The following is a 22,066-nucleotide window of genomic DNA, read 5'->3' as shown; positions in this document are numbered from 1 at the left end:
CATGAGCATCCTCTCACGCGTCGGACGCTGGGCCGGATCGGCTGCCATGGTGCTGGTGGCCGTGCTCGTGGCGCTTTGGGTCGCCGAATTCGGGTTGCGGCTGGTGCTGCACGGTCATCTCGGCACCGTTACGGGAAACGAGAGCGAGTGGCATGTGCCCCACCCGACGCGCGGCTGGGCACACCGGCCCAGCACCGAGTTCCGTATGGAGAAGCTCGCCTACTCCGAGGTGGCGCACATCAACTCGCGCGGCATCCGCGGGCCGGAGTTCGACCAGACGCCCAGGCCCGGCGTCACGCGCATCCTCATCGTGTCGGATTCCGGCACCTTCGGCAGCGGCGTCGCCGACGACCAGACCGTCGCCGTGCAGCTTCAGCGCCTGCTCGGCAATGACAAGTTCGAGGTCATCAATCTTGCCGTCGCCGCCTACAGCACGGTCCAGGAGTATCTGTGGCTGATCGAGGACGGCTTGTCCTACAAGCCCGACCTGGTGCTGCTGGGCTTCGCTCCCAACAACGACGTGCAGACGAACTATCTGCCGCTGCAGAAATGGTTTCAGCGCGACGCCAAGCGACCTTATGCGCGGCTTGACGCCAACGGCCAGCTGGTGATCGACAACGACCAGCTCAAGGAGGCGCTGGAGCGCAAGCGCAAGGGTCCAAGCCTCAAGACCCGGCTATATGACCTGCTGGTGGGCGACATGGTCCAGAAGGTGATCCGGGAGGCCAGCCAGGCCGTGACCGGCGGCCGCAAGACCGATCCCAACGTCTGGATCGGCTGGCTGATGATGGACGATGTCGCGATGGACTATGCCCGCAAGGGGCGCACGCGCGAGCAGTACGAGCAGCTCTGGCGCGAGGGCTGGGCGGTGACCGGCGCCCTGATCAAGGCGATGCGGGATCGTTCGCAGGCGGCCGGCGCACGCTTTGCGATGTGGAGCTATCCCGCCAAGGTCCAGGTCGAGCCCGAGACGCTTGAGCATCTGCAGCAGTCCCTGCCCAAGGCGAAGCTCGACATGGCCAAGCCGGAGCGCGAGCTCAAGACGCTGGGCCAGCAGCTTGGCATTCCGGTGATCGAGCTGCTGCCGGCCATGCAGGCGGCCCAGCGCAAGGGCGGCCCCCCGCTCTACTACAGCCTCGGCGACGAGCACATGACCGCGTCAGGCCATCGCGCCATGGCCGAGGCGATCGCGGCCCAGCTCACGTCCCTGAGCCTGCTGTCGGCGGCGGCCAGGCCGTAGCGCGCGGCGCCCCGCGGCTGCCGCCTCTCAGCCTGACCTGCCGACGAGCACGGTGAAGGGCGACGGCCTGCCGTCGATCGCATCGACCTGGCGCAGCCCGATCGGCGGATTGCCGGCGTCGAGCTGGGCATAGCCATAGGAGCCCAGCCGCAGGCTGGGCTTGCCGACATAAGGCCGGCGGAAGATTTCGATCCGGTCGGTTTCTTCCACGGTCAGCATGACGCGATGGTCGTACCAGAAGGACCCGTTGCGGGCCATGTAGCCCGTTTCGGGATAGAACCGCTTGGACATAGCCGCGTGATCCTCGTCGTCCGCTCCGCAACGCAGACCGTTCACCCCGGACGCACGCCGTAGATAATGTTTTGCCCGCTCCCTGTCGTGCGATCATTGGTCCGGATCGGACAGAGGTCATCGCCGATGTCGCAATCCATGCTCCTTCTGCGAGGCGCTTGCGGCATCGCGTTCTGGTGGCGATCCGATGCACCTGATGCATTCATAAGTAGTACAACTTTTTTAAATTTCTTCTCATGATGCTCTAAAATCGGAGCTACAATAGGCTTAATTGCTTAGAGGGTTTCCGATGCTTCTGCCCACAGGTAATCCGCGGCATGCAGCCCGCAGACATAATGAGCGCTGGGCCGCGCTCCGATATCTCGAGCAGCACGACGCCAATCTCATCGACCGGCGCGGTGCGGAGGGGCGCCTGATGTGCCGGCCGGGATACTTCTGAGGCTGCGGGCATGACATCGGAGGCGATGATGAGACTCGCAGATACTCGCACCATCTGGCTCTTCTGGAAACACTGCGCCCCGCAGCGCGGCGACTTGATCGCTCGCATCCGCGCCACCCTGCGGTTCGCGCGGGAGCTGCGCCGCTACGAACACTGCCGGCTTGACTCAATGGAGCACTTCAACGCTCGGCGTTAGCTTCGTCTGGCCATATCATGTATGTGACGCCCCCGACAGTACCGAGCGGCACTAGGCTGTCCATCAGAGTTCCACGTTCCTTCTTGGTCGGATCGAATCTAGCATTACGGGAGCGCAGTTGGGCTTCCGGCCGCCGCACGATGATCATCTCGGTGGGCCCGATGCCTGGGACCTCTCGGTAATTCGTCAGCCGAACCGAGTCAAATCCTGCATCCCATGCATCCATAATTGCTGCCGCCACCTGCCCAAGCGAGTGCTGATCAGGCAATCGAAAGTTGCCCTGCTTTCTGGGATCGAGGCGCAGGGGCATGACGGAAGGGCCGACGCCAGCCGGTGGCGGCTTCTCGCCCAACGCAATGGCCTGCTCGCGCAACTCCTCTTGTCGTTTTGCCGCCATCTCCGCGAAGTGGCTGGCAACCCTCGGATCTGTCGATACCGAGACCCCCCAGACCGGATACCGGCCCCGGCATTGTCTGGCCATATTTTCTCGGGTCGAAGGCGTCGAAATCGTAGGCTGTGCCGTGATAAACCTCGACGGGGAACATCTTCTCAGCGCGAGATTGCCGCGATGCCAAATCCATCGCGAGATCAGCCGTGGCTTTAGCTGATCTTGTGACAGCCCGACCTCCAGGCACCGCGCCAATCGCCCCCATCGTGACCCCGGCCAGAGCATTCAGCATACCTATCGGCTGCCCGGCCAGCGTAGCGCGGGTCAGGTCGCCAGACGACTGGAGCATTTGCTGAATGCTTGGACCTGGTGTCCACACCAGGGGGTTGAGCATGCCGCCCCATGGCTCCAGCGCCCGCCGCAGCCCGGGTGGCGCCATGCCGGACAGCGTGCCGAACACGCCGCCCCGCTCCATGTAGCCGGCATGGTCTTTCATGGCGCGAGCGAGCGCGCTCTGCGGCTCGGGCGGCGGCGTCGGGAACGCCGGCGCCGGCCGCCCCCTGGCTCTGCGTCTCGCGCGTGAGGATGTCCGCCAGCGATGGGCCGGGACCGAAGCCGCCGATGTTGCGGCCCACCAGGATGCCGAACGGATCAGCCATTGTCGTTCCTCATTTGCAGATCGCATCCCACGCCGCGTTGTGCCGGCGCACCTGCAGCACCGTGTCCGGCGTGTCGCGGCTGGCGCTGTAGGTGATCGGCGTGAAGGACTGGCAGGCGGTGTCGATCACGGTCGGCGTGCAACCGGTCGCCAGCCAGATAACAGCCGGCAGGCTACCGATCGCGATTATACGGGTCATGCTGGGTGACCTCCGGCCGCTGGTCGAGGTTGGCGCGGGCGCGGGCTGCGGCCTGGGCGCGCCGCGCCGCCTCGGCCAGGGCGGCGGCGGTGACGCCGGCGGCGCCGGCGGCCTCGCCCTGCCCGTAGATCCAGGCGATGGCGCCGGCGACCACGATCGCGACGGCGACACCGCTCAGCACCAGGCGGCCGGTGCCGGTGCCGAGGAGCCAGGCCAGCATCACGCCACCCCGTCCCGGAACATCGCCAGCCGCGCCCGCTTGATGCGCAGCTGGTAGAAGCCAATCGCGCCGCCGGCGATCAGCACCACGGCACCCAGCACCGCCGCCAGCCGCCAATCCATGCCGGCGGTGGCGGTGATCACCGGCGCCGAGGCGCCCATGACGGCCGTCACCGTCGTGACCGATAGGCCTTTGTTGCTGTCCTGGATGATCGTCGACTCCTTGATGTCACGGATCATCACGTTGCCGTCGGGTTTGCGCTCGGTGCCCGGCGGCGGCTCGGTGACATCAGGCACCGGCGCCGCCAGGGCCGCCTTGGCGTGCTCCAGGTACTTCAGGCGCAGCGCCATGTTGATGTGGCCACCGTTCACCCGTTTCACGACGGCCGCGAAGTCGCCGCTGTCGGCGATCTCGTTGCAGCCGGCGGTCTGCCAGAAGTGGCAGGCGCTGCGGGCGCCGACATCGGGACCGAGCACCAGGTCAGGATCGCTGTCGGCCGGCATGCCGATCTCCCGGAAGAAGCGCTCATAGTTGGCCCGGCCGGTGAGCTGCATGGGCCCGCGGCCGCGGTAGCGCCAGCCATCATCGGGGTTGATGTTGCCGAGCTTGTAGCCCGATGGCCTGTTGCGATCGGCGTAGATGTAGTTCGCGATCGCCTGCGGCCCCTGGGCGGCCAGATCCTCGGCCAGGCTGCCCCGGCCCTCGAACATTGACGGGAACACCTGCCGCAGCCGCGCGCCGCTGTAGCTCAGGTTCTCCTCGCGCGCCGCCAGCTCACCGGTCTCCTCCGCGACATTGGCCAGGAACATGGCCTCCCGCGCCGGCGTGGTGATGGCGTGGTCGGCCATCTCCTTGGTCAGCGGCTTGTACCAAACATCGAGCCGGCCCGACTTGGCCGCCTCAGGCATGATCACGGCGAGCTGGTCCTTGGTAGGCATACGTCACCTACTTGTTACGAAAGTACGGCTCCTCGAGCCGTTGCAGGCGCTGGTCATGACCATCGATGCGACGGCTAGCCGCGTCGATCTGCTGTTGCATCGCGCTGAACATTACCGGCAGCTTTGCAACCTCACGCTCGAGGGCGTTCACTGTGGTGAACAGCCACAGGATCGTTGCCAGCATCAGCGGCACGCCGACGACGTTGACCGCCCGCGCAGTGACAGCCAGTAGAGCAGACTGAGCGAGCTGATCGAGTTTGTGAGAATGGCCGTTCATGAATCGTCCCCGTCTAGCGGCCATACTTCTCGAAGAGACGCAATTGTTTCGGCGTTTTCAATAGCAGGATCAGAAGGTGCGTCTCGCAGCTTTTGCTTGCGTGCAGCGATGGCCGCCTTTCTCTCTGAGTCCTCTTGCTCATCTGCACGCAAGTATTCAATATCCAAGGCTGCTAAAAGTGATGCTCGCGCCTCTCTTATATGCTCTCGCCAAATACTGCGCGCCGTAACCATGTCAACACAGAGCTGATTACCTGTGATCGTCCAAGCTCTAAAAAACACCGCACCCGCGTTAAGATCTTCCGGTAAATCGGCAACATCAACAGTGCGCACGGCCCTGGCTTCCTTCGGTACGTCCTTGACCGATATCCTCGTAAGGAAAGCATCGTCTGTCTCGTCATCAAAACGCGCTGCCGGCGCAGGAACTACCAAATGAGGCGAACCGTCGGCATCGATGTAAAATATCCGTTTGTTCATCTCACACCCCCGCAGCAAAGATGACTAAACTCCATTGATTGTCGACGAGTATGTTGCTGTTGCTGCGAATCTGGATACTACATGATCCTATGTTCTTCGCTGTCGTTCCGAGGATGTAAGCAAGTACTGTATGTTGAGTCGAACCGGCGACTGCGTAGTTTGCATTTGGCATCGCGTGAGAGAAGTTGATAGTATAGTCACCCGCAGCATTGTAGGTAATGCTGCTAACGTTCATGCTGTCCTGGATAGTGGCGATGCTGCCGCTTACCCAGGCTTTGGCATTGCTTCGGGACCGGAAGCCGAGGCTATTTCCGAAGTTCAGCTCGCCGATGGTGATGCCGTTTACGACCCAGCCCCAGTTACCTGTCGACCGGGTGTAGTAGCTGTAGCAGCTGGCGTTCTGGGTGAAGAACATGTTGTTGCCGTCGGTCGACAACACCCAATTGCCGTCGGCGCTCGGGTAGAACGTGCCTGGCCCGCGGAGCACGCCGTTGCCGCCGATGACCTGCGTCTCGCCGCCGGCGTACATGACCAGTCGCTGCTGCGCGCCCGTCTCGTCGGCAATGGCGTACGTCGTGTTGCTCACGACACCGGCCGTCCACAGCCGTGAGCCGCTGTTCATGCTCACCCGTGCGGTGGTGGGCACCGAAATCTGGAGCGTGTTGAAGGTGGTGATGGTCCCGTTGATCTGCGCGTTGCCGTTGACCTGCAGGTTGCTGCTGACGGTGACCGCGCCGTTGGCGTTCAAGGAGCCATTGACGGCTGTGGTGCCGTTCAGGTTGATTGCCCCATCAGCCTGCAGGTGCACGACGTTGTTGAGAAAAGCACCGCTGCCGTTGAAGCGCTGGATGTACAGCGCCTCATCGGTGAACTTCAGGATGCCCCAGCGATCGACAGTGCCGCTGCCGAACATGATCTGACCGGCCTGGCCACCCGCAGGTGACCTGACCCTCAAGACTCCGCCGTTTTTGTTGAGCGTCAGATCACCCGTCAGCGTGCCGCCCGTCAGGGGCAGGAAGTTGATCGGGCTTGGCGAGGCGACGACCGACGGTCCCAACGCGGCGATGGTGTGGCTGGCGGACAGCGAGCCGGCGTCGACCGTGACCGTGACCGTCGTCTCGGCCGCGAAGCTCGACGACACGACCGACGCGTAGCGCGTCGTGCTGCCGCCGGTGAGCCGCACCCGACGCTGCGCGTGGAAGGCCGCTGTCAGGTCGGTCGAGACCTTGAAGCTGGTCTGCGACGCCACCGAGGCGGTGTTGCTGATCTCCACCCAATGCCATTGGTCCGGCCGGTACTGCTGGCGCACCTGCGCCATCTCCTGCCGCGCGCTGTCGTTCACTGTCGAAGGCGGTTGCCCTTCGGTCCAGTTGATGCCTGCAACAGCGGCGTTGCCGCTGGCGGTCGCGCTCCAGTGACGAAGTGCCATGACGCTATTCCCTGCCTTGCGAATCGAGGCTCACTGCAAAGGCGGACGTGGATGACGCTCGATGGTCGCTGAAGGTCAGCTGGCGCGAGGCGCAGGACCGAGCGCACCCCCGAGCCTCGACTGCGCCTGACGCATCCGCGCCATCAGCCACGGCTTGGTTCTTCCGTCGCGCGCACGTAGTCGACATGCAGCACGCCGTCGATGTCGTGCACCGCATCCGGCCGCATGCTGGCGACGTCCTGCGCCATCACGCCGAGCTGGACGGGACCGCCGTCGATGTAGCGGAAGCGGTACACCGGCAGGCCGTTGTCGAGCGTGCCGACGCGCACGATGTCGGTCTTCACCCGCGCATCCGAGCGGTTCAACAGGCCGGCGCCGGCGCCCAGGACGCCGCCGGCCAGCGCGCCCCACGGCCCGAACGCGGCGCCCTGGCCGGCGCCCTGCAGCCCGCCGCCCAGGGCCGACGAGAAGGCGCTGGGCCGCGGCTGCGAAGTCGTCGACGTGCTGCCCCACGGCGCGCCCAGCAGCGTGCCGAGGTAGTCCTGCGTGCGCACCCAGTCGGCGTTCTGGCCGTAGTTGTAGCGGCCGATATCGGCATCCAGCAGCGCCTGGTTGTAAGCGTCGATCGCCGAGCCCGAAGCGCCGAGCTGGTTGATGTCGAAGTAGTCCTGCTGCGCCAGCTGCGGCGCGAAGAACATCCCCTGGTTCTGCCGGTCGCGCTCGGCGTTCCAGTTCTGGAAGGCCTGGCCGATACCCTGCATCTGCCGGTTGGCGGCGGCGTTGTAGTTCTGCGCCGCAGCGTCCGCCGCGTGCTGCTGCAGGCCGCGCTCGGCGCTGTAGCTGCCGAACGCCATGTTGGTGGCGACGTCGCCGATCGCGCGCTGCTGCTGCCCGATCGCCTCGCCCAGCGCCCCGCCATGCGCACCGCTGCCGTAGCGGCCGGCGGCCGAGAACTGGCTGTCGATCGCCGGCATGATGTTGCGCTGGAAGCTGTCGACCCGCGGCCGCGTCGCCGCATCGACGGCGCCCTGCAGGTACGGGTTGCCGGCGTTGAGGTAGTCGCCGCGGATGGTGGCGCGCTGCTGGTCCTGCGCCGCCTGCATCGCCGGGTCCAGCGCCCCCAGCTGGCTGCCGCCGGCGATGTTGGCCAGGCCGCCCTGGGCCGCCGACGTCGACGGGTTCAGCTGCGCCACGTAGTCGCCCTGCATGGTGCGCGTCAGCTGGTCCTGCGCCGCGCCCGTCAGCGGGCTGCCCTGCAGCGCCCGCATCGCCTGCATCTGCAGCGCACCGCTGGTGTAGGGCGACATGCCCGCCACCGTGCCGCCGGGATAGTATCCCGGCGCGCCCTGCTTGTACTGATTCGACAGATCCTGATAGCCCTCGGTCAGGAACGGCTTCACCCCCGACCACGGCTCCGCCGTCGTCGTCGTGGTCTGCTTGCCGCCGCCGCCTTTGCCGCCGCCGCCCATCGTCACGCTCCTGCGCTCACGGCCCCGACGAGCCGTGGTTGAAGTTCAGCCAGTAGTCCGCCATCGGGTCCTTGGCGGCCTGCGCCGCCGGCTGTTGCGCCTGAGGCGCTTGCGCGACCTGCGCCTGAGCGGCGAGCTGCGCCTGCATGCCCGGCAGCATCGCCTGGTTCAGCAGGCCCGGCAGCGGCATGCCATAGGATTGCTGCCACGGCAGCATACCGCCCGCGGCCCAGGGCGGCAGGCGCACCGCCAGCGGGCCGCCCTGCCCCTTGCCCAATCCCGTGCCTGCTCCCGCCGCCATCAGTGCCTCCATGGTGAGCCGGTCGAACCACATGGTGTGCAGGTCGAACCACACAGCGGCATGATGAGGATCGGCAGCCCGTCCTCGGTCGCGCCCATCTCGGTGAAGCCGAACAGCCGCTTCCAGCCGCGCCGGCCGTAGCCCGCGATGTAGTCGCAGCCCTGCGCGCGCGCCCACGCCTTGAGCATCGCGAACATCGGCGCGCCCCACTGGACCATGTTGACGCCCGCCGCCAGCGGGCACTCGCAGACCTTGTCGTTGGGCGCCATCGCCGGCCGGTCGAAGATCCGCGTCACCACCACGCCCTCGATGCGCCGGCGCTCGTAGGACCACGCCACCCACAGCTGCGCCTGACCGCACATCACGTCGTGGAGCAGCGCCTCGCTGGTCCACTTCCCGGCCACGTCCGGGAAGCGCGCCACCGCCCGCGCCAGCAGCGTCCAGCAGCGCCGCCACGGCACCGCGGCCGCGTCGGCGGGGACGCCCTCGATCGCCCAGGCGCGATCGTTGACGGGCCCCTGGATGTCGGGGAGCTGAAGGGCTTGCCCTGAGGTCTTCCGAAGGGTCACGTCGTCCACCAGTTCTGGCCGTCGCTCATGAAGCGCCCCACGGCGTATTGCGTGGCGAGGCTGTAGGAGGCGGTGCCGTCCAGCACGCCGCCGTCGCTGGACACCACGCAGGTGTTGGCGCCTGCCGTGGCGCGCTTGACGATGTGCTCCTGGCCTGCGCTGTCGGCGGCACGTGGCAGCACCACCTGGCGGTTGGCGGCCGTGGTGTCGACCACGTACAGCGCACCGCCGTCGCTGAAGCGCGTCACCGCCACGCCCGCCGCGAACGTCGCGAAGGCGACGCCGCGCTTGACGTTCTGCAGGTCCGCCGCCTCGAGCTGCGTCTTCCAGGTCGGCGGCGGACCGGTCAGCACCAGGGTCATCTCATGCCCTCCGGCACGGCCTGAACGTCGAAGCCCAGCGCCTGGCTGTAGCCGCCCGAGATGTCCAGCCGCAGGCGGTGGAAGCGGGCATTGGCCCGCACCGGGCAGGTGCCGTTGGCGTTCATGGCCGAGGCCGCGGTGTACATCACCGGGTCGATCAGCCGGTCGCGCTTGCCGACCTGCACGCTGACGGCAGTGGCGGCGGTGCCCTGCACCAGCGGCCGCACCGCGGTCATGAAGGCGCGGCGGTCGAGGACGAGCTGCGACTCGCCGGTGATGAACCGCGCCGCCCGCGGCGGTCCGTCGAACGTCACCAAGCGGTGGCCGATGTCGAAGCCGCTGACCACGGTCAGGCCGCCGGCCCACAGGTCGCTGTCGAGGCTGAAGGGCAGCGCGTCAAGGCTGCCGGCGATGCTGTCGAGCTGCTCCAGGGTCATGCCGGCGCTGAGGCCGGCGAAGATCAGCTCGACCGTGATCTCAGCCCGGGCCCAGCGGCGCGCCGCCCAGTTGTAGAGCATGGCCCGGTCGGGCGTGCCGTCGCTGCTGGCGTTGCTGGGGTAGCTCACGACATACAGCTTGTTGATCGGGTCGATCACCGACGTGATGCGGTGGCGGAAGGCGGGATTGAGGTCGGCCTTGAAGAAGCCGTCGATCATGCCGTCGCCGATCGGCACCGCCTGGGCGCCGTCGAACAGGTAGAAGCCGCTCTGCGACAGGAAGAACGTCATGTTCTGGAAGCGCGCGGCGCTGCCGCGGGCGAAGCAGCCGATGTTGGGCACCACCTCGTCGAAGCGGAAGATCACCGGCGCGCCGACATAGGTGCCGCGCCAGATCGAGCGCTGCGCCAGGATGGTGGCGAAGTCACCGCCGGTCATGGCCACGATGGCGCCGCCCTCGCCCGGCAGCTCCTGGCGGTCGGACTGCAGGCGGGCGCTCGACGTGAAGCGCAGCGGGTTGTTGATCTGGCACCATTGCACGGCGTTGATCTGCGTCGCCAGCCGGCCGGCGAAGACGAAGTCGCGCACCACCGTGACCAGCGACGCCACCGGCGCGCTGGCCGAAGCGCTCTGGTCCAGGAACCGGCTCGAGCTACCCAGGGTGTAGACCTGCATGGCATCGACGCCGTTGGCGGCCAGGCAGGTGTTGCCGAAGGTCGCGAAGTCCCAGCGGCCGTCATTGGCCGTGGTGTAGCTGGCGGTGCGGCTGACATTGGTCCAGCCGGTGGCGCTCGCCTTGTAGAGCTGGCCGGCGGTGGCGGCGAAGGTGCTGACCACGCCGCTGACGTCGCGCGTGGCATAGGCCCCCATGCAGGTGCTGCTGAGGCTCGAGGAGAAGGCCCGGGCATCGGGCAGCGGCCCGTAGCCGCCGCTCAGTGGCAGGCAGTTCACCGCGTCCTCGAGCCCGGCATTGCCGAGGTCGGGGTTGTCCGGTGCGAGCGGGCCCAGCGCCAGGCGCATCAGACGCCACCGCCGATCATGCCGCCACCCGTCACGCCGCCGCGGCGCAGCAGGAACGGGAGCTGAGCCAGCAGACCGAATCGGCCAGGGATCGCTCCCTGGCCGTTGTCCATGCCGCCGCCACGCTGCGCCGCCTCGGGTGACATCGGGCCCATGGCAGGCGGCATCGCGATATTGGGCACGTTCTCGGGCGCACTGCCCGCCGGCTTCTGCATGTTCTGGGGGCTGCGCTCAGCAAACAGCTGCTGCAACAGACCCATCATCGCTGGACTGAGCGCGCCAGCGCCCGTGTCGCCTTGCCGAGCCGACAGCGGCACGTTGCTCGACGCGACATGCGGCGTCGGTATCTGCGGCCGCTGCATCGGCATCGGCGCGCGGCCATCCGGCGGCATGCCAGCGCCCGGCGTCAGCTGCCGTTGTATCCACGGTGGACGCTGCCCGTACCACATCGCGAGGACTCCTGCTGGCGATGGACAGACGCGACGCCCTATGGCTTGCGCCGAGGGCGTCGCAACGCTGTCACACTGCTGAGAGACGAACGACACGGTGCTGCCTGACGACGGCAGCGGCGAATGCGCCCGAGATAGCGGCCCGGCGGCGGCTTGCCGCGTGTCGTGCGGCCGACGAAGCGCCCGATGATCCCCGGCGGCAGGAACGCTTAACGCGAATGCAGTTTATATACACACCTGTAGATTGCCGCACAACGGAACGAAAGCAGGCGAAGAAAAAAATTCTTTGCCCAGGCAGCCATCGATCTCTTTGAGCACTACATGCCCAGATTCGTCGCGTCGTTTCTCGATCGTCGTTTCACGCCGGCATATGTGGCGTGAGCAGCCCGACACCGCCTCTCGGCAACCGATTGGAAAGCAAGTCCTTGCTATGCTTCTTCTTCGGATCAAAGGTTGCGCGGGGAGAGCGCGCATAGGACGGGTCGATCAAGGCAACGATCGTGGACAGCTCCTGCGCCTTCGGCAGATCGAAATCCTGCACCGCTGGTCCTGCATCACCCATGTTGCGGAAGATGACGCCGGGATAGCCTTCCTCCTTCGCCTTCCTTATCGTCACCTCATAGCTTTCCCGCCCTGGAAGCGAGTAGTCCACGACCTTGAACTTGTCGAGGTCGCGCAAAACCACGTCGTACATCTGCTCGCCCGGCGCATATTGGCGTTGGCGAGGGGCATTCGGCATCAAGCGAGCCACCGCAGCGGCGAAGTCATCCGCTTCGCTCGACATAGGCACGCCGTCCATGCCGATATAGCTGTCGGCCACGTGAGGGCTGCTCGAGAAGAAGGTCGCCTCGATTTCACCTCCCTTCTTCGGATCAAAGAATTTGAACGTGCGATCGGTTGCATGAAAGAATCGCTGACTCATGTCGAAGCCCATCGCTGCGGCACGTGCGTGCCGACTGGCAAGGTCCATCGGCAGGCCACGTGGATTGAACTTTGTCGCCGCCTCCACAAATTCACGGAGATGAGGGGCTACGGCCTTCGCAACCGGACGCGCAGCTTTCCCAGCCTTCCCGTACGGCGTGAACGACGTCGCTGCCAGCGCCCCGTCGGCAGCAGCCGATATCATGCCCGTGGAATCATCGGCCATCCATGATCGCAAGAAATCCTTGTAGGCTTTGACACCATCGCGAACTGCGGCGATCGGCGTTGATTCCAGCCACAACGAGAGCACATCGGCGCCATCAAAGGCATGCGGACGGAGGGCGGCGGGCATCGCCAAAGGCAATTGCGGCTTGTAGATCGGCTCCATTCCGACGGTGTTCACCAGGGCGTTGACAGCCCGCGCGCCGTGGTACCGACTCAACGCGCTGAGGGGGTCAAGCTGCGCCGGGTCGTATGGCTGGGTGCTGAGCAGCCCCATGGGATCGGACATCATACACTCCTTCGATGTGGCACAAGCAAAGACCGTTCACGGCTGCCGCTGGCCGAGCAGCAACCTGCATGCCCTGAGCCACCACGCGCGTCGCTTGCGCTGCCGAGCCGCCTTCTTCCCGGCATCGCCCTTCTTCTGGGTCGGTGGGACACTGCCACGCTGAATCGTTAGTGAGCTTGTCATCTGCCCCTCTTCGACGAACAGAGGTGTATGCCTGCGTCAGTAGATCGTCGGCCTGATGCGCCCCGCATTGCGCGCGTTGAGCTTCTGCTTGAGCGTGCGGAACGCGCGCTGCTCGAGCGCGGTCATGACCTGCGCCTGGTCGAGCGCCTTGACGACATGGGCGTAGAGGTCGGCCTTGGCGCGGGCGCGCACCAGGTGCCGGCCTTCGTTGAACCAGGCGCTGCTGTCGGTGGCGGCGCTGGCCGTGCTGATGCGCTGCACGCCGTCGAGCACCGCCAGGTAGGCCTGGTCCGGCCGGCTGTCGAGCTGCAGCTGCTCGGCATAGACGCAGTACTCGACCGGCCGGCAGATCGCCTTGACGTCCTGGCCGGCCATCAGCCAGGCATAATCACGCGGGATCAGGTCCGTCAGCGTCGGCGCGCCGGACACCTGCAGGCGGATGCGGTCGATCTTCGTGAAGTAGACCGGCAGCGACGCGAGCGGGATGGCGTCGGCGCCGCCGCCGAAGGTCGCCGTCACGTTGGCGACCTCGTTGAAGGCGAACCGCTCGGACTCGTAGTGCTCCACGGCGTCGCGGATCGCCTGCCCGATCTGCAGCGCCAGATCGGCGCGGTCGAGATCGTCCTGGATGCGGCCGCTCAGATCAGCCAGCGTTGCCATGGCATGCCCTCGCATGGAAGTAAGACACCGTCCTCGAGCGGAGGGCGCGGCCACAGCTCGAGCACACATTCGCCGCCACGGCCGACGCAGTTGGCGGCGGCTCGGCCCATTGCACCTTGATCGGCGCCACCAGCGCGAAGCGCTGGGCGGCGAGACGCGCGGCCTCCTCGGCGAAGGCCCGCCGCCGACGCCGGTAGGCGCCGGGCCCACCTTGCCCCGCTATGCGCTGAACGGTCATGCTGCCTCCTCTCGCGGCCCGCCCTGGGCGCGCACATGCTCGTCGCGCCATTCGCGCGCGTAGGCCACCTCGGTGTAGCCCGGGAACCAGGGGCCGCCGGCGGTGAAATGCACCGCCTTGGCCGCGCCCGACGTGACGCCCTCGATCCAGTTCCAGACCGGCGGCACCGCGCCGATGCCAGGGCTGTCCAGCCACTCGAAGCCGTGCAGCCACCAGCCCGGCTTGGTGTTCACCGCCCCGACCGTCAGGCACCGCATGTCGGGATGCCCGCAATTGAGCAGCATGAAGCTGGACCAGTTCTTGCGCCGGTAGGGCTGCTGCGCGCGACCGTCCATCTTGCGCAGCTCGGCCGGCACGTGATGCTGCTGGCACACCAGCACGGCCTTGGTGTCGTCCAGCAGCGCCAGCAGCTCGGCGACGTCGGCCAGGAACAGAAAGTCGCAATCGCAGAACAGCGCCCAGCCCTCGTACTGGCGCAGCGCCGGCACCAGGAACCGCGTGAAGCTGAACTCGGTGGCGAACGGCCGGCCATCGAGCTCGTCGACCTGCTGGCCGTCACGCTCCACGGCGCGCCGCGCATAGAGGCCCTGTGCCCGCAGGTCGGCCTGGCGCAGGGCCTGCACGTGCAGCGGGATCGAGGCATGCCGCAGCAGCGAATGGCGGCAGACGTCGAACGCCGGTGCCTCGCGCGCATCGAAGCCGATGAAGACGGGCAGCGATCCGGTCATGCCGGCCTCACGATCCCAGCGCGGCGAATCGCGTGGCTGGCCGATACCGTGGCCCATCGTTTCCACCTGCGGCTGCCCTTCGGTCGAAATTGATGTCGGCAACGACGGCACTGCCGCTTAAGGTTGTGCTTCGGCGCCGAAGTACCATTCGTTTCTCCTTGCCATCCGAGCCGGCCCTCACTACACTGGCTGGCATGCTTGAGCTGCTGCCCCTGTTGCTGTGCATCGCCGGCCTGGTGTTCGTCTCCTGGCTCAACCACGTGCGCAACCGTGACGCCGGTGACGGCTGGCGGTACGTGTACTGGCAGCCATGGCGCATCTGGGGCATGAGCATCGTGGGTGGGCTGTTCGCAGCGGTGCTCATTGGCGCACTTCTCCTGCACCACTTGAGCTGAGGATCTGTTGCAAGCGCAGCGTCTCGTCGCGGATCTCCGGGTTGACTGCAGCGATCGCCGCCAAGCGGCCGATCATCGCGTCCCGGCTTGCCCCCTTCCCGAAGGTTTCGGCGCCGGCCAGCCATCTGACGAATGCTGGGTTGGTCATCATCTTCGCCGTCACATAGGGCACCGCTGTCGTCGACGCGAGGATGCCGATGGCGCCCCCGATGTCGCCCGACAAGGCGCGCTCGCCGGCCAGCGCGATAGAACCGCCCGTCAGCATGCTCCGCGCGGTGCTGGCCGGATTGCTCACCCGCTCGACATCCTTCACCCGATTGGCCACACGGACGAGTTGATCAATAGCCTCACGGGTATCGTTCAGCCTAGAGCCGGCAAATAACGCGTCCTTGGCCTCGTTCGAGAGCTTGTTCCAGTTGGTCAAGAACGAGCTGACGGAGAAATCGTTCGCCGGCCCTCCGAGCTCCGCGGCGCCGCGAGCGCCAGGCGCAGCCTGGCCGAGTCGGTCAAATACCGTCGCGGACACCACCTTCCATTCGTCGGGCGTCAGGTTCTTGCGCAACTGCAACAGGCGGCTGCCACCCCTGCGCGCCTCGCCAATTGCCCACTGGTACGCCTGTTCATCGGCGCCCATGTCTGCTATCTTCTGCAACATCGGCACGTTGACCGTCATGTTGAAGCGCGTGTAGCGATCGGCGAGGTCCATCGCGCGCTTGGCCTCTGGCCCTGACGCAGCAGCGGCTGTGCGCATGTCCTCGGTCATTGAGCCATAGAGACGTTTCAGGTTTTCGTTTTGGCTCCCGCTGCTTCTGACGGGCAGGGGCTCGTCGATGTCGCGCCCCAGGTCCGCCCGAATATTCCGCCAAGTCTCCATATTGACGCGAGCTTTGTCGATGTCGTCGAGGACACCCTGCGCCCGATCAATCGGCCCCTGCAGCGCGCCACGCCGCGATATCGGCGCCCTCGCCAGCTCGGACCGCATTGTGTCGACCAGATCCTGCGTCGCCGTGGGGGCGATCTTCCCATCACCGCTCCAATAGTCGGCCACCTTGTAGAGGAAATCTTGTGTTTCCTTGAACCGATCGGCCGCCTTCTTCGCGCCTGTCCGGATCACGCTGCCCGCCTTCTGGGGCGTTGTGGCCATGCCGATGTCAGCCGTGATGTTGCCTGCTGCACGCGCAATGTCGTCCCATTGCATCTTCGCAACGTCCTGCATGACGCGCGCGCCGCCGGGCGTAGCGGCGAGCCCCTTCTCGACCAGCTGCCAACCCCGATTGCCGCTGGTGGCGCCTGCGGTGTGGCGAACGCCCGCCGACGTGAAATCGTCGGCGACCTGTCGGCCGCTCTGCCCCATCAACGCTGATTGGACGGGTCCCACCGCGCTGCGCACAACCGGTCCCACCATCTCGCCAACGCGAGCGCCAATCGCATTGGTGCCTGCCGTAACTGCGGTGTCGGCCAGCTGCTGGCCGATGTTGCGCGTGTCGTCGGTACCCAGGAACCGGTTGCCGAACATTTCCATGCCATAGCGGCCCGCCGCAGCACCGAGGCCGACACCCGCCGGCACCAGCGCCAATGACGTGCCGAGGCTGGGCGCCGCGCCGAGCACCCCCGGCACTGTCGCGGCCATGCCGCCAATGGTGCCGCCGGCGAACTCGCCGTATTCCGGTAACAGCGATGCCAAGTCGCCCCAGTCGACACCCTTGGGGTTGTAGAGAGTCGGCCGGCCGGCCGGTCCCCGGAAGACGAAGTTATCGTCACCATACGGTTCGGCGTCCGGATGGGTCTTGCGGAGCGTCGAGAGCCGATCCTGCGGAGTCGGCGCAGCGCCGACTCGCAGGCGCACTTCACCTGGTGCGCCTGTGCGCCGGTCGATGCGATTGGGGTCGACCAGCATGAAGCCGGGAAGAAGAACGGGATCGGCCATCGCTACCTCGTATGCGTTGCGGCGCGGGCGCCGGCTGTTCAAATGGCTTCGAGTGCGAGGACGATATTGATATCAGCCGCGCACGGCTCGGCGTCACGGAGGGCTTTCACGTTAGGCAGGATCCGGTTGTATTCCTTCACCAGCGGCCTGTTGCCGAACGCCTTGCGAAGCTCATCCGCCACCGTGAAATCCAAGGACGTGCCCTCCTCGCGCTGCGGACCGGGCCCGATCTTCTTCACTGGGGTTCCGTTCTTGTCGAGCCAATAGATGCCATCGTCGAGGGTGATCCTCGCACGCGTCGAAGCCGATGAAGACGGGAACGGCTCGGTCATGCCGGCCGCACGACGAAAATCGCCTCGTGCGCGCCGGCCTGCTCGCTCTCGATCGCGAACCCGGCCACCCGGAGCGCGTCGGCCCACCATTCCGCCGGCTGCTGCATGAGATGCGCATTGCGGCCATCCGGCAGCGTCTTCCTGGCCGCCGTCAGGTGCACCACGAACAGGCCGACTTCCTGCGTGACGCGGCGCAGCTCGGCGAGCACGGCATCGAGGCACTCGGGCTCGACATGCTCCAGCACGTCGCCGCACACCACGACGGGGTGTGGCTCAGGCGTCGCATCGAGGCCTTCGATGCAGGGATCGTAGTTGGTGACGCGATAGGCCGGCCCCAGCCGCCTGGCCAGCGTGGCCTTGCCGCAGCCGAAATCGAGGATCGCCTTGCGGCCCCAATCGGCCAGCGCGCGCACCTGGGGCGCCCAGGCCTTGCCGGACGTGCCGTAGTGCTCGTTGCTGGCGTGCAGCGCACGGTTCTGCGCACAGTAGGCATCGGTGATGATCACGGCTGGCGCTCCTCGTCCAGGATCGAGGGCATGAGCATCCCGAACGGGATGGCTGGCGTGGCAAGCGAGTTGAATTGAATGAAGCGCGATAGCGCCGGATGGGGATTGACGTGGTCGCGAATCCGCGCGGCCGTCTTCGGTGCCACCGTCTTCAAGTAGTTCGGATCGGCTATGTAGGCGCGGATCGCCTCGACCATCAGTTCGCCGTCAACTTCTCTGGCCGGGTATCCGCGACTCTCAGGGGTTGTCCAGTAGCGCCGCGGAACGGGCTCGCCAGTCTTGGCGCTCTTCGCGAGCCGCCAGCGCCCACCGTTCAGATCATTGTAGATCCGCCCCAATTCGAGCTTGATCCCGTCGGTCGGGATATGACCGGCGATCCGATAGTCAATGGCATGCCCAATCTCGTGACCGAGCGTGCGCGGCGCTTGCTGCGGCGTGAGCTCATCATTCAAGAAGATTTGGCGGATGCGGTCGCCCGTTACACGATCCCATTTCTCGTAGTAGCGGCCTGCGTCGCCTCCAATCTGTCGCGGCGCAACGCTCGCAGGGCCTTGGCCAGTGACTGCCTCTGCGAGGGACTCAAGCCCCGCTTGCGGGAGGGCAACCTCATCTCCGCCCACCATTCTTCGGCCGACCACTCGCTCGGCTGTGAGGGGTCGTCCTTCGATGTCGTGGGTGAGTCGTCCGGCTGCATCGGCATTTGCCCTCTTGGGATAGTCCGCCTCGAACGGCCTCCGTGGCATCTCCGGCGGGTCGAAAGTAATAGCACTTTTCGACGCATTTTGCACCGGCGCTCTCGCAGAACGAGCAAGCACCCCGGCCTGCCGCGCTGGCGGCATCCCGGCACCGAGCAAGCCGAGCCCCATCATGCCGATCCCGGCCAGGGTTCCCCACGCGTCGAGGTTCCTTGCCGCTTGCGCCGTGTCGGCCGAGGCCTGCACGGCATCACGGATCGCGGCGCCGGGCGTCCATTCGAGCGGATTCAGCATCTCGCCCCATGGTCGCAGGGAGGCCTGCGTCTGAGGCGGCAGCGACGAGAACAGCGTGCCGAGCAGCCCGCCTCGCTCCATGTAGTCGGCATGCTCCTGCTTCTGTCGCTCCCACCAGCTCGGATCAGCCATCATGCCGCCTCCCGCTGCGCCGCCATCGCCGCCAGTCGCGCGCGCACCACCTCCAGCACCGGCCCCCACTCGCCCGCCTGCGCCTGCCGGAACATCTCGACGCTGCCGTACCAGGGCATCGGGCCTTCGCATTGGTAGCGCCAGGCGCACATCACGGGCGTCAGGCACCAGGTCGGCACGCCCAGCGCGCCGGCGAGGTGCACCAGCGAGGTGTTCACCGTGATCACCAGGTCGAGGTTGGCGAGGAAGCCGGCCGTCTCCTCGTAGTCGGCGATCATGTCGCCCCAGTGGTGGACCGGGACGCCCAGCGCGGCGCCGACCTGGGCCGTCTCGTCAGGCGCCTGCGGATGGTACTGCAGCGAGTACCAGTCGATGCCGGGCAGCTGCAGAATCGCCGACCAGGCCTTCAACTCCATGCTGCGCTGATCGAAGCGCGTCTTCTTCAGGCCACCGGCCCACGAGATGCCGACGCGCAGGTTGCGCCGCGGCCCCAGAATGGCGCGCCACTTCGCGATCTTGGCCGGGTCGGCCGACAGGTACGGCGTGCGCGGGAAGGCCGCGAGGTCCGGCCGGTAGTAGCGCCCGAGGCTGCCCATCGGCACCCAGGCGTCCACCCGGTGGTCCTTGAGCCAGTCGAACGGCGCATCCCAGGCCGAGGTGGGATAGACCGCCTCGGCCTGCGGGAAGCTGCGGCGGAACATGGCCTCGAGCCGGTGGTCGCAGTCGATGATGACGCGGCAATCGCGCATCAGGTCGGGCAGCATCGAGGCGAACATGATCTCGTCGCCCACGCCCTGCTCGCCGTAGCAGATCACGGTTTTGCCAGGTGCTCCGTCCCAGCGTGGCAGGCCGCCATAGGTCTTCACCTTGCGCTCGGGCGGCTTGACCCCGCCGGTCATGAACCCGGCCTCGTCGTAGAGCCGGAAGCCCTCGGCGAACCGGCCGCTCTCCAGCAGGCCCAGCGCCTTGTTCCAGAGCGCGAAGCGGTCGTGCGGGTTCACCGCCAGGGCCTTGTCGGCCCAGGCGATGACCTCGGCGGGCTGGCCCGCGTTCACGTACAGCGAGGCCATGCCGTGCAGCGCATTGCACCGGTTGGCGATCAGCAGCGCCGGATCGACCGGCGCCGCCTTGCCCTGGCGCCGCGCCTTGTCGTTGCGCCGCTGCAGGCGCTCGCAGATCTGCAGCGCTTGCGCGTAGCACTCGGCCGCGCTGGCGTCCTTGTGCTCGTTCTTGTAGGCGCCGGCCATGTTCAGCCAGGGCTCGGGGCCGTGCGAGCCGCGGTCGATCGATTGGCGCAGCAGCGCGATCGCCGCTCCGCTGCGGTCGGTCTGGGCGTAGATCGTGCCCAGCCCGAAGAGCAGCGCCGGATGCTCCGGATGCAGGCTCAGCAGGCGGTGGTAGTCGAGCTCAAGCGCCTGCATCTGCTGCGGCGTGCTGGCGACGCTGACGCCGATCGCCTCGTGACGCTGCTGCAGCGTGCCGATGGCCTGCGCGAGTTCCATGTGGCCCCTGTCGAATGGAGGGACCGGCGGCAGGATCTCGTTCCCGTCCTGCCGCCGGCTACGCTACGCCACGCTCAGCGGGTCTTGTTCATCGTCCAGGTGACGCGCACGCCCAGCGACATGCTGGCCGTGCCCGAGGTCGCCGCGCCGTCCTGCGTCAGCGTCGGATAGACGTAGCGCACGGCCGCGTCGTCCGAGACCGACACGACGTAGGGCAGAGCCAGCGTCTGGTCCTTCACCGCCGGCGTGGCCGAGACCGTGGCCGAGCCGAACAGCGCCGCCGACGTGATGCCGCCGGCGATGCCGACCTGGAAGATGGAGCTGCCATCGGCCGTGTCGCCGTGCAGCCGCACCGCCAGGATGGTGGCGCCGTGCGGCACCTTGAGGTTGGTGAAGTGGATGACGTCGCCGGCGCTCAGCGTCGCCGACGTCACGTAGGTCTGGAAGGCGTCGACGGTCTCGACGCCGTTGGGGATGCGCGGCTGATTGGCCGCGGCGAAGGAAGCAGAGATGATGGCCATGGTGTGCTCCTCCTTACGGCGCCACGGCCCAGGTGCTGATCACGATCGTGCCGAAGTCGACACCGTTGAAGACCAGCTTCTTCATGCCCGCGATCGTCTGGACCGATTGGCCGAACTGGCGGCCATAGTCGAAGGACTGCTCCTCGTAGAGCGGCTCCTCGGAGTAGCCCTTGCCGAAGCACATGGCCGCGGACTGGGCGCCGCAGAACGCGGCCCGCCGGGTGCTGGCGTTGGTCGGCGCCGCCGGCAGGCGCGTCCACTCGTGCAGCACGACGCCGTTGTAGACGCCCAGCGCACCGGTGAAGATCGGGTTGTCCTCGACCTCGCCGCCGGCCATGGCCGCCTTCTGGATGTCGAGCCACTGCCCGGCATTGGTGTTCTGCCGCATGCTGCGGACCTGGTAGGGATGCAGGAACGCCACGTAGTATTCCTGGCTCCCCACCTTCACCGGCCGGATCAGCGGCGTCGCGGTCTTGGCGATCGTGACGGCCGCGTCCAGGTAGGTGAGGTTGAAGGTCTGCGAGGCCGACAGCGAGGCCTCGCTGGTCGAGGCGCCATCGGCATAGATGATGCGCGTGTTGCCGGCCGTCGTGGTCGGCGCGCTGGTGGCCTGGTTGCCGGTGTAGAGCACGTCGGCCAGCCCGGTGTTGCCCGCCAGCACGTTGGCGGCCCAGGTGTCGATGCGCTCGGCGAACCAGTCGCGCAGCCCCGCCGCGCTCTCCTCGCGCATGCTCCAGGGCACGCGCTGCTGGTCGATGCGGGTCTTGTTGCGGACGGCGTGCGCCAGGTCGTTGATCAGCACGTCGTCGTAGAAGGTGAGCAGCGATTCCTCGTTGCCCTCCAGCGCCTCGGTCTCGCCGACGCCACGGCCGGCGAGCTGCATGCGAAGCGGCACCCGGATGCGGTCGCCGGCGCCCTTGCTGGTCTCGTCGAGGATCTGGATGAGGCTGTTGGTCGACGTGCCCATGAACTTCATGGCCATCGTTTCCTTCAGCGCCTCACGCCAGATCCTCTTCTGCCACAGCTTGACGACGAGCGGATGGCCGACGGGAAAGTCGGTAGCAGCCATGTCGATAGATCCTGAAAACGGAGAAATCCGGCGTCGCTTGACGGCAGCGACCAGCGAAAGCGCCCGTACTGTGACCCCGGCGGCGGGGTGCCTC

The 22,066-nt window shown here is 66.7% G+C and carries 26 protein-coding genes; 2 read left to right on the top strand and 24 right to left on the bottom strand.

What is annotated here, in order from left to right; translation table 11 throughout:
- Position 1: 1 nt before the first annotated feature.
- Positions 2-1,240: an SGNH/GDSL hydrolase family protein gene (locus FHP25_RS05525; protein WP_147845898.1), complete on the top strand. Its 1,239-nt coding sequence runs from the start codon at positions 2-4 to the stop codon at positions 1,238-1,240.
- Between the two features lie 27 nt (positions 1,241-1,267).
- Here FHP25_RS05525 and FHP25_RS05520 read toward each other — a convergent pair whose 3' ends face one another.
- The 17 genes from FHP25_RS05520 to FHP25_RS05435 all read right to left on the bottom strand — a co-directional run bounded on the left by FHP25_RS05520 (position 1,268) and on the right by FHP25_RS05435 (position 14,656).
- A complete protein-coding gene (locus FHP25_RS05520; RefSeq protein ID WP_147845897.1) occupies positions 1,268-1,531 on the bottom strand; it encodes a hypothetical protein in 264 nt (87 codons plus the stop codon).
- Positions 1,532-2,426: 895 nt separating this feature from the next.
- Positions 2,427-3,050: a hypothetical protein gene (locus FHP25_RS05515; protein ID WP_147845896.1), complete on the bottom strand. Its 624-nt coding sequence runs from the start codon at positions 3,048-3,050 to the stop codon at positions 2,427-2,429.
- A 172-nt stretch (positions 3,051-3,222) separates the two neighbouring features.
- On the bottom strand, positions 3,223-3,411 hold the full coding sequence (locus FHP25_RS05510; RefSeq protein WP_147845895.1) for a hypothetical protein: 189 nt from the start codon (positions 3,409-3,411) through the stop codon (positions 3,223-3,225).
- A complete protein-coding gene (locus FHP25_RS05505; RefSeq protein WP_178133321.1) occupies positions 3,386-3,631 on the bottom strand; it encodes a hypothetical protein in 246 nt (81 codons plus the stop codon). The genes FHP25_RS05510 and FHP25_RS05505 overlap by 26 nt, the downstream gene beginning before the upstream one ends.
- The gene (locus tag FHP25_RS05500; protein ID WP_147845893.1) at positions 3,631-4,569 is read right to left on the bottom strand and encodes a glycoside hydrolase family 19 protein; all 939 of its coding nucleotides are present in this window, start codon (positions 4,567-4,569) and stop codon (positions 3,631-3,633) included. The genes FHP25_RS05505 and FHP25_RS05500 overlap by 1 nt, the downstream gene beginning before the upstream one ends.
- A 7-nt stretch (positions 4,570-4,576) precedes the next feature.
- On the bottom strand, positions 4,577-4,846 hold the full coding sequence (locus tag FHP25_RS05495; RefSeq protein WP_147845892.1) for a hypothetical protein: 270 nt from the start codon (positions 4,844-4,846) through the stop codon (positions 4,577-4,579).
- Entirely contained in the window at positions 4,843-5,322 is a 480-nt protein-coding gene (locus FHP25_RS05490; RefSeq protein ID WP_147845891.1) for a hypothetical protein, read from the bottom strand. Before FHP25_RS05490 ends, FHP25_RS05495 begins: the two co-directional genes overlap by 4 nt.
- 1 nt (position 5,323) lies before the next feature.
- On the bottom strand, positions 5,324-6,751 hold the full coding sequence (locus FHP25_RS05485; protein WP_147845890.1) for a hypothetical protein: 1,428 nt from the start codon (positions 6,749-6,751) through the stop codon (positions 5,324-5,326).
- 143 nt (positions 6,752-6,894) lie between these two features.
- A complete protein-coding gene (locus FHP25_RS05480; protein WP_147845889.1) occupies positions 6,895-8,220 on the bottom strand; it encodes a tail fiber domain-containing protein in 1,326 nt (441 codons plus the stop codon).
- 16 nt (positions 8,221-8,236) lie between these two features.
- Positions 8,237-8,521: a hypothetical protein gene (locus FHP25_RS05475; RefSeq protein ID WP_147845888.1), complete on the bottom strand. Its 285-nt coding sequence runs from the start codon at positions 8,519-8,521 to the stop codon at positions 8,237-8,239.
- Complete coding sequence (locus FHP25_RS05470; RefSeq protein ID WP_147845887.1) at positions 8,521-9,090, bottom strand: hypothetical protein; 570 nt, start codon at positions 9,088-9,090, stop codon at positions 8,521-8,523. Before FHP25_RS05470 ends, FHP25_RS05475 begins: the two co-directional genes overlap by 1 nt.
- On the bottom strand, positions 9,087-9,452 hold the full coding sequence (locus tag FHP25_RS05465) for a hypothetical protein (protein ID WP_147845886.1): 366 nt from the start codon (positions 9,450-9,452) through the stop codon (positions 9,087-9,089). The genes FHP25_RS05470 and FHP25_RS05465 overlap by 4 nt, the downstream gene beginning before the upstream one ends.
- Positions 9,449-10,909, bottom strand: a complete 1,461-nt coding sequence (locus FHP25_RS05460) for a hypothetical protein (RefSeq protein WP_147845885.1) — start codon at positions 10,907-10,909, stop codon at positions 9,449-9,451. Before FHP25_RS05460 ends, FHP25_RS05465 begins: the two co-directional genes overlap by 4 nt.
- The gene (locus FHP25_RS05455; RefSeq protein ID WP_147845884.1) at positions 10,909-11,301 is read right to left on the bottom strand and encodes a hypothetical protein; all 393 of its coding nucleotides are present in this window, start codon (positions 11,299-11,301) and stop codon (positions 10,909-10,911) included. The genes FHP25_RS05460 and FHP25_RS05455 overlap by 1 nt, the downstream gene beginning before the upstream one ends.
- A gap of 415 nt (positions 11,302-11,716) precedes the next feature.
- Positions 11,717-12,793 (bottom strand): hypothetical protein, encoded by a 1,077-nt coding sequence (locus tag FHP25_RS05450; RefSeq protein ID WP_218578197.1) that lies wholly within the window; start codon positions 12,791-12,793, stop codon positions 11,717-11,719.
- Positions 12,794-13,009: 216 nt separating this feature from the next.
- Positions 13,010-13,633, bottom strand: a complete 624-nt coding sequence (locus tag FHP25_RS05445) for a phage adaptor protein (RefSeq protein WP_147845882.1) — start codon at positions 13,631-13,633, stop codon at positions 13,010-13,012.
- A gap of 234 nt (positions 13,634-13,867) precedes the next feature.
- Positions 13,868-14,656 (bottom strand): hypothetical protein, encoded by a 789-nt coding sequence (locus FHP25_RS05435; RefSeq protein WP_218578196.1) that lies wholly within the window; start codon positions 14,654-14,656, stop codon positions 13,868-13,870.
- A gap of 137 nt (positions 14,657-14,793) precedes the next feature.
- Between FHP25_RS05435 and FHP25_RS05430 the strand changes: the two genes are divergently transcribed.
- Positions 14,794-14,994: a hypothetical protein gene (locus FHP25_RS05430; protein WP_147845880.1), complete on the top strand. Its 201-nt coding sequence runs from the start codon at positions 14,794-14,796 to the stop codon at positions 14,992-14,994.
- Here the strand turns inward: FHP25_RS05430 and FHP25_RS05425 are convergent.
- The 7 genes from FHP25_RS05425 to FHP25_RS05395 all read right to left on the bottom strand — a co-directional run bounded on the left by FHP25_RS05425 (position 14,960) and on the right by FHP25_RS05395 (position 21,972).
- Positions 14,960-16,921, bottom strand: coding sequence for a hypothetical protein (locus FHP25_RS05425; RefSeq protein WP_147845879.1), 1,962 nt, complete (start codon positions 16,919-16,921; stop codon positions 14,960-14,962). The two genes, FHP25_RS05430 and FHP25_RS05425, sit on opposite strands and share 35 nt — an antisense overlap.
- Positions 16,922-16,959: 38 nt before the next feature.
- Positions 16,960-17,253 carry a hypothetical protein gene (locus FHP25_RS05420; RefSeq protein WP_147845878.1) on the bottom strand — a complete coding sequence of 98 codons (294 nt, stop codon included), beginning with the start codon at positions 17,251-17,253 and terminating at the stop codon, positions 16,960-16,962.
- Positions 17,250-17,759, bottom strand: a complete 510-nt coding sequence (locus tag FHP25_RS05415) for a class I SAM-dependent methyltransferase (RefSeq protein WP_147845877.1) — start codon at positions 17,757-17,759, stop codon at positions 17,250-17,252. The genes FHP25_RS05420 and FHP25_RS05415 overlap by 4 nt, the downstream gene beginning before the upstream one ends.
- A complete protein-coding gene (locus FHP25_RS05410; RefSeq protein WP_147845876.1) occupies positions 17,756-18,883 on the bottom strand; it encodes an ImmA/IrrE family metallo-endopeptidase in 1,128 nt (375 codons plus the stop codon). Before FHP25_RS05410 ends, FHP25_RS05415 begins: the two co-directional genes overlap by 4 nt.
- The gene (locus tag FHP25_RS05405) at positions 18,880-20,382 is read right to left on the bottom strand and encodes a tetratricopeptide repeat-containing glycosyltransferase family protein (protein WP_147845875.1); all 1,503 of its coding nucleotides are present in this window, start codon (positions 20,380-20,382) and stop codon (positions 18,880-18,882) included. The genes FHP25_RS05410 and FHP25_RS05405 overlap by 4 nt, the downstream gene beginning before the upstream one ends.
- A gap of 74 nt (positions 20,383-20,456) precedes the next feature.
- Positions 20,457-20,903 carry a hypothetical protein gene (locus FHP25_RS05400; protein ID WP_147845874.1) on the bottom strand — a complete coding sequence of 149 codons (447 nt, stop codon included), beginning with the start codon at positions 20,901-20,903 and terminating at the stop codon, positions 20,457-20,459.
- 13 nt (positions 20,904-20,916) lie between these two features.
- The gene (locus tag FHP25_RS05395) at positions 20,917-21,972 is read right to left on the bottom strand and encodes a N4-gp56 family major capsid protein (protein ID WP_147845873.1); all 1,056 of its coding nucleotides are present in this window, start codon (positions 21,970-21,972) and stop codon (positions 20,917-20,919) included.
- Between the last annotated feature and the right edge of the window lie 94 nt (positions 21,973-22,066).

The sequence above is a fragment of the Vineibacter terrae genome (assembly GCF_008039615.1).
In the GTDB taxonomy this organism is placed as follows: domain Bacteria; phylum Pseudomonadota; class Alphaproteobacteria; order Reyranellales; family Reyranellaceae; genus Vineibacter; species Vineibacter terrae.
This window is presented reverse-complemented; position numbering and strand designations above follow the sequence as displayed.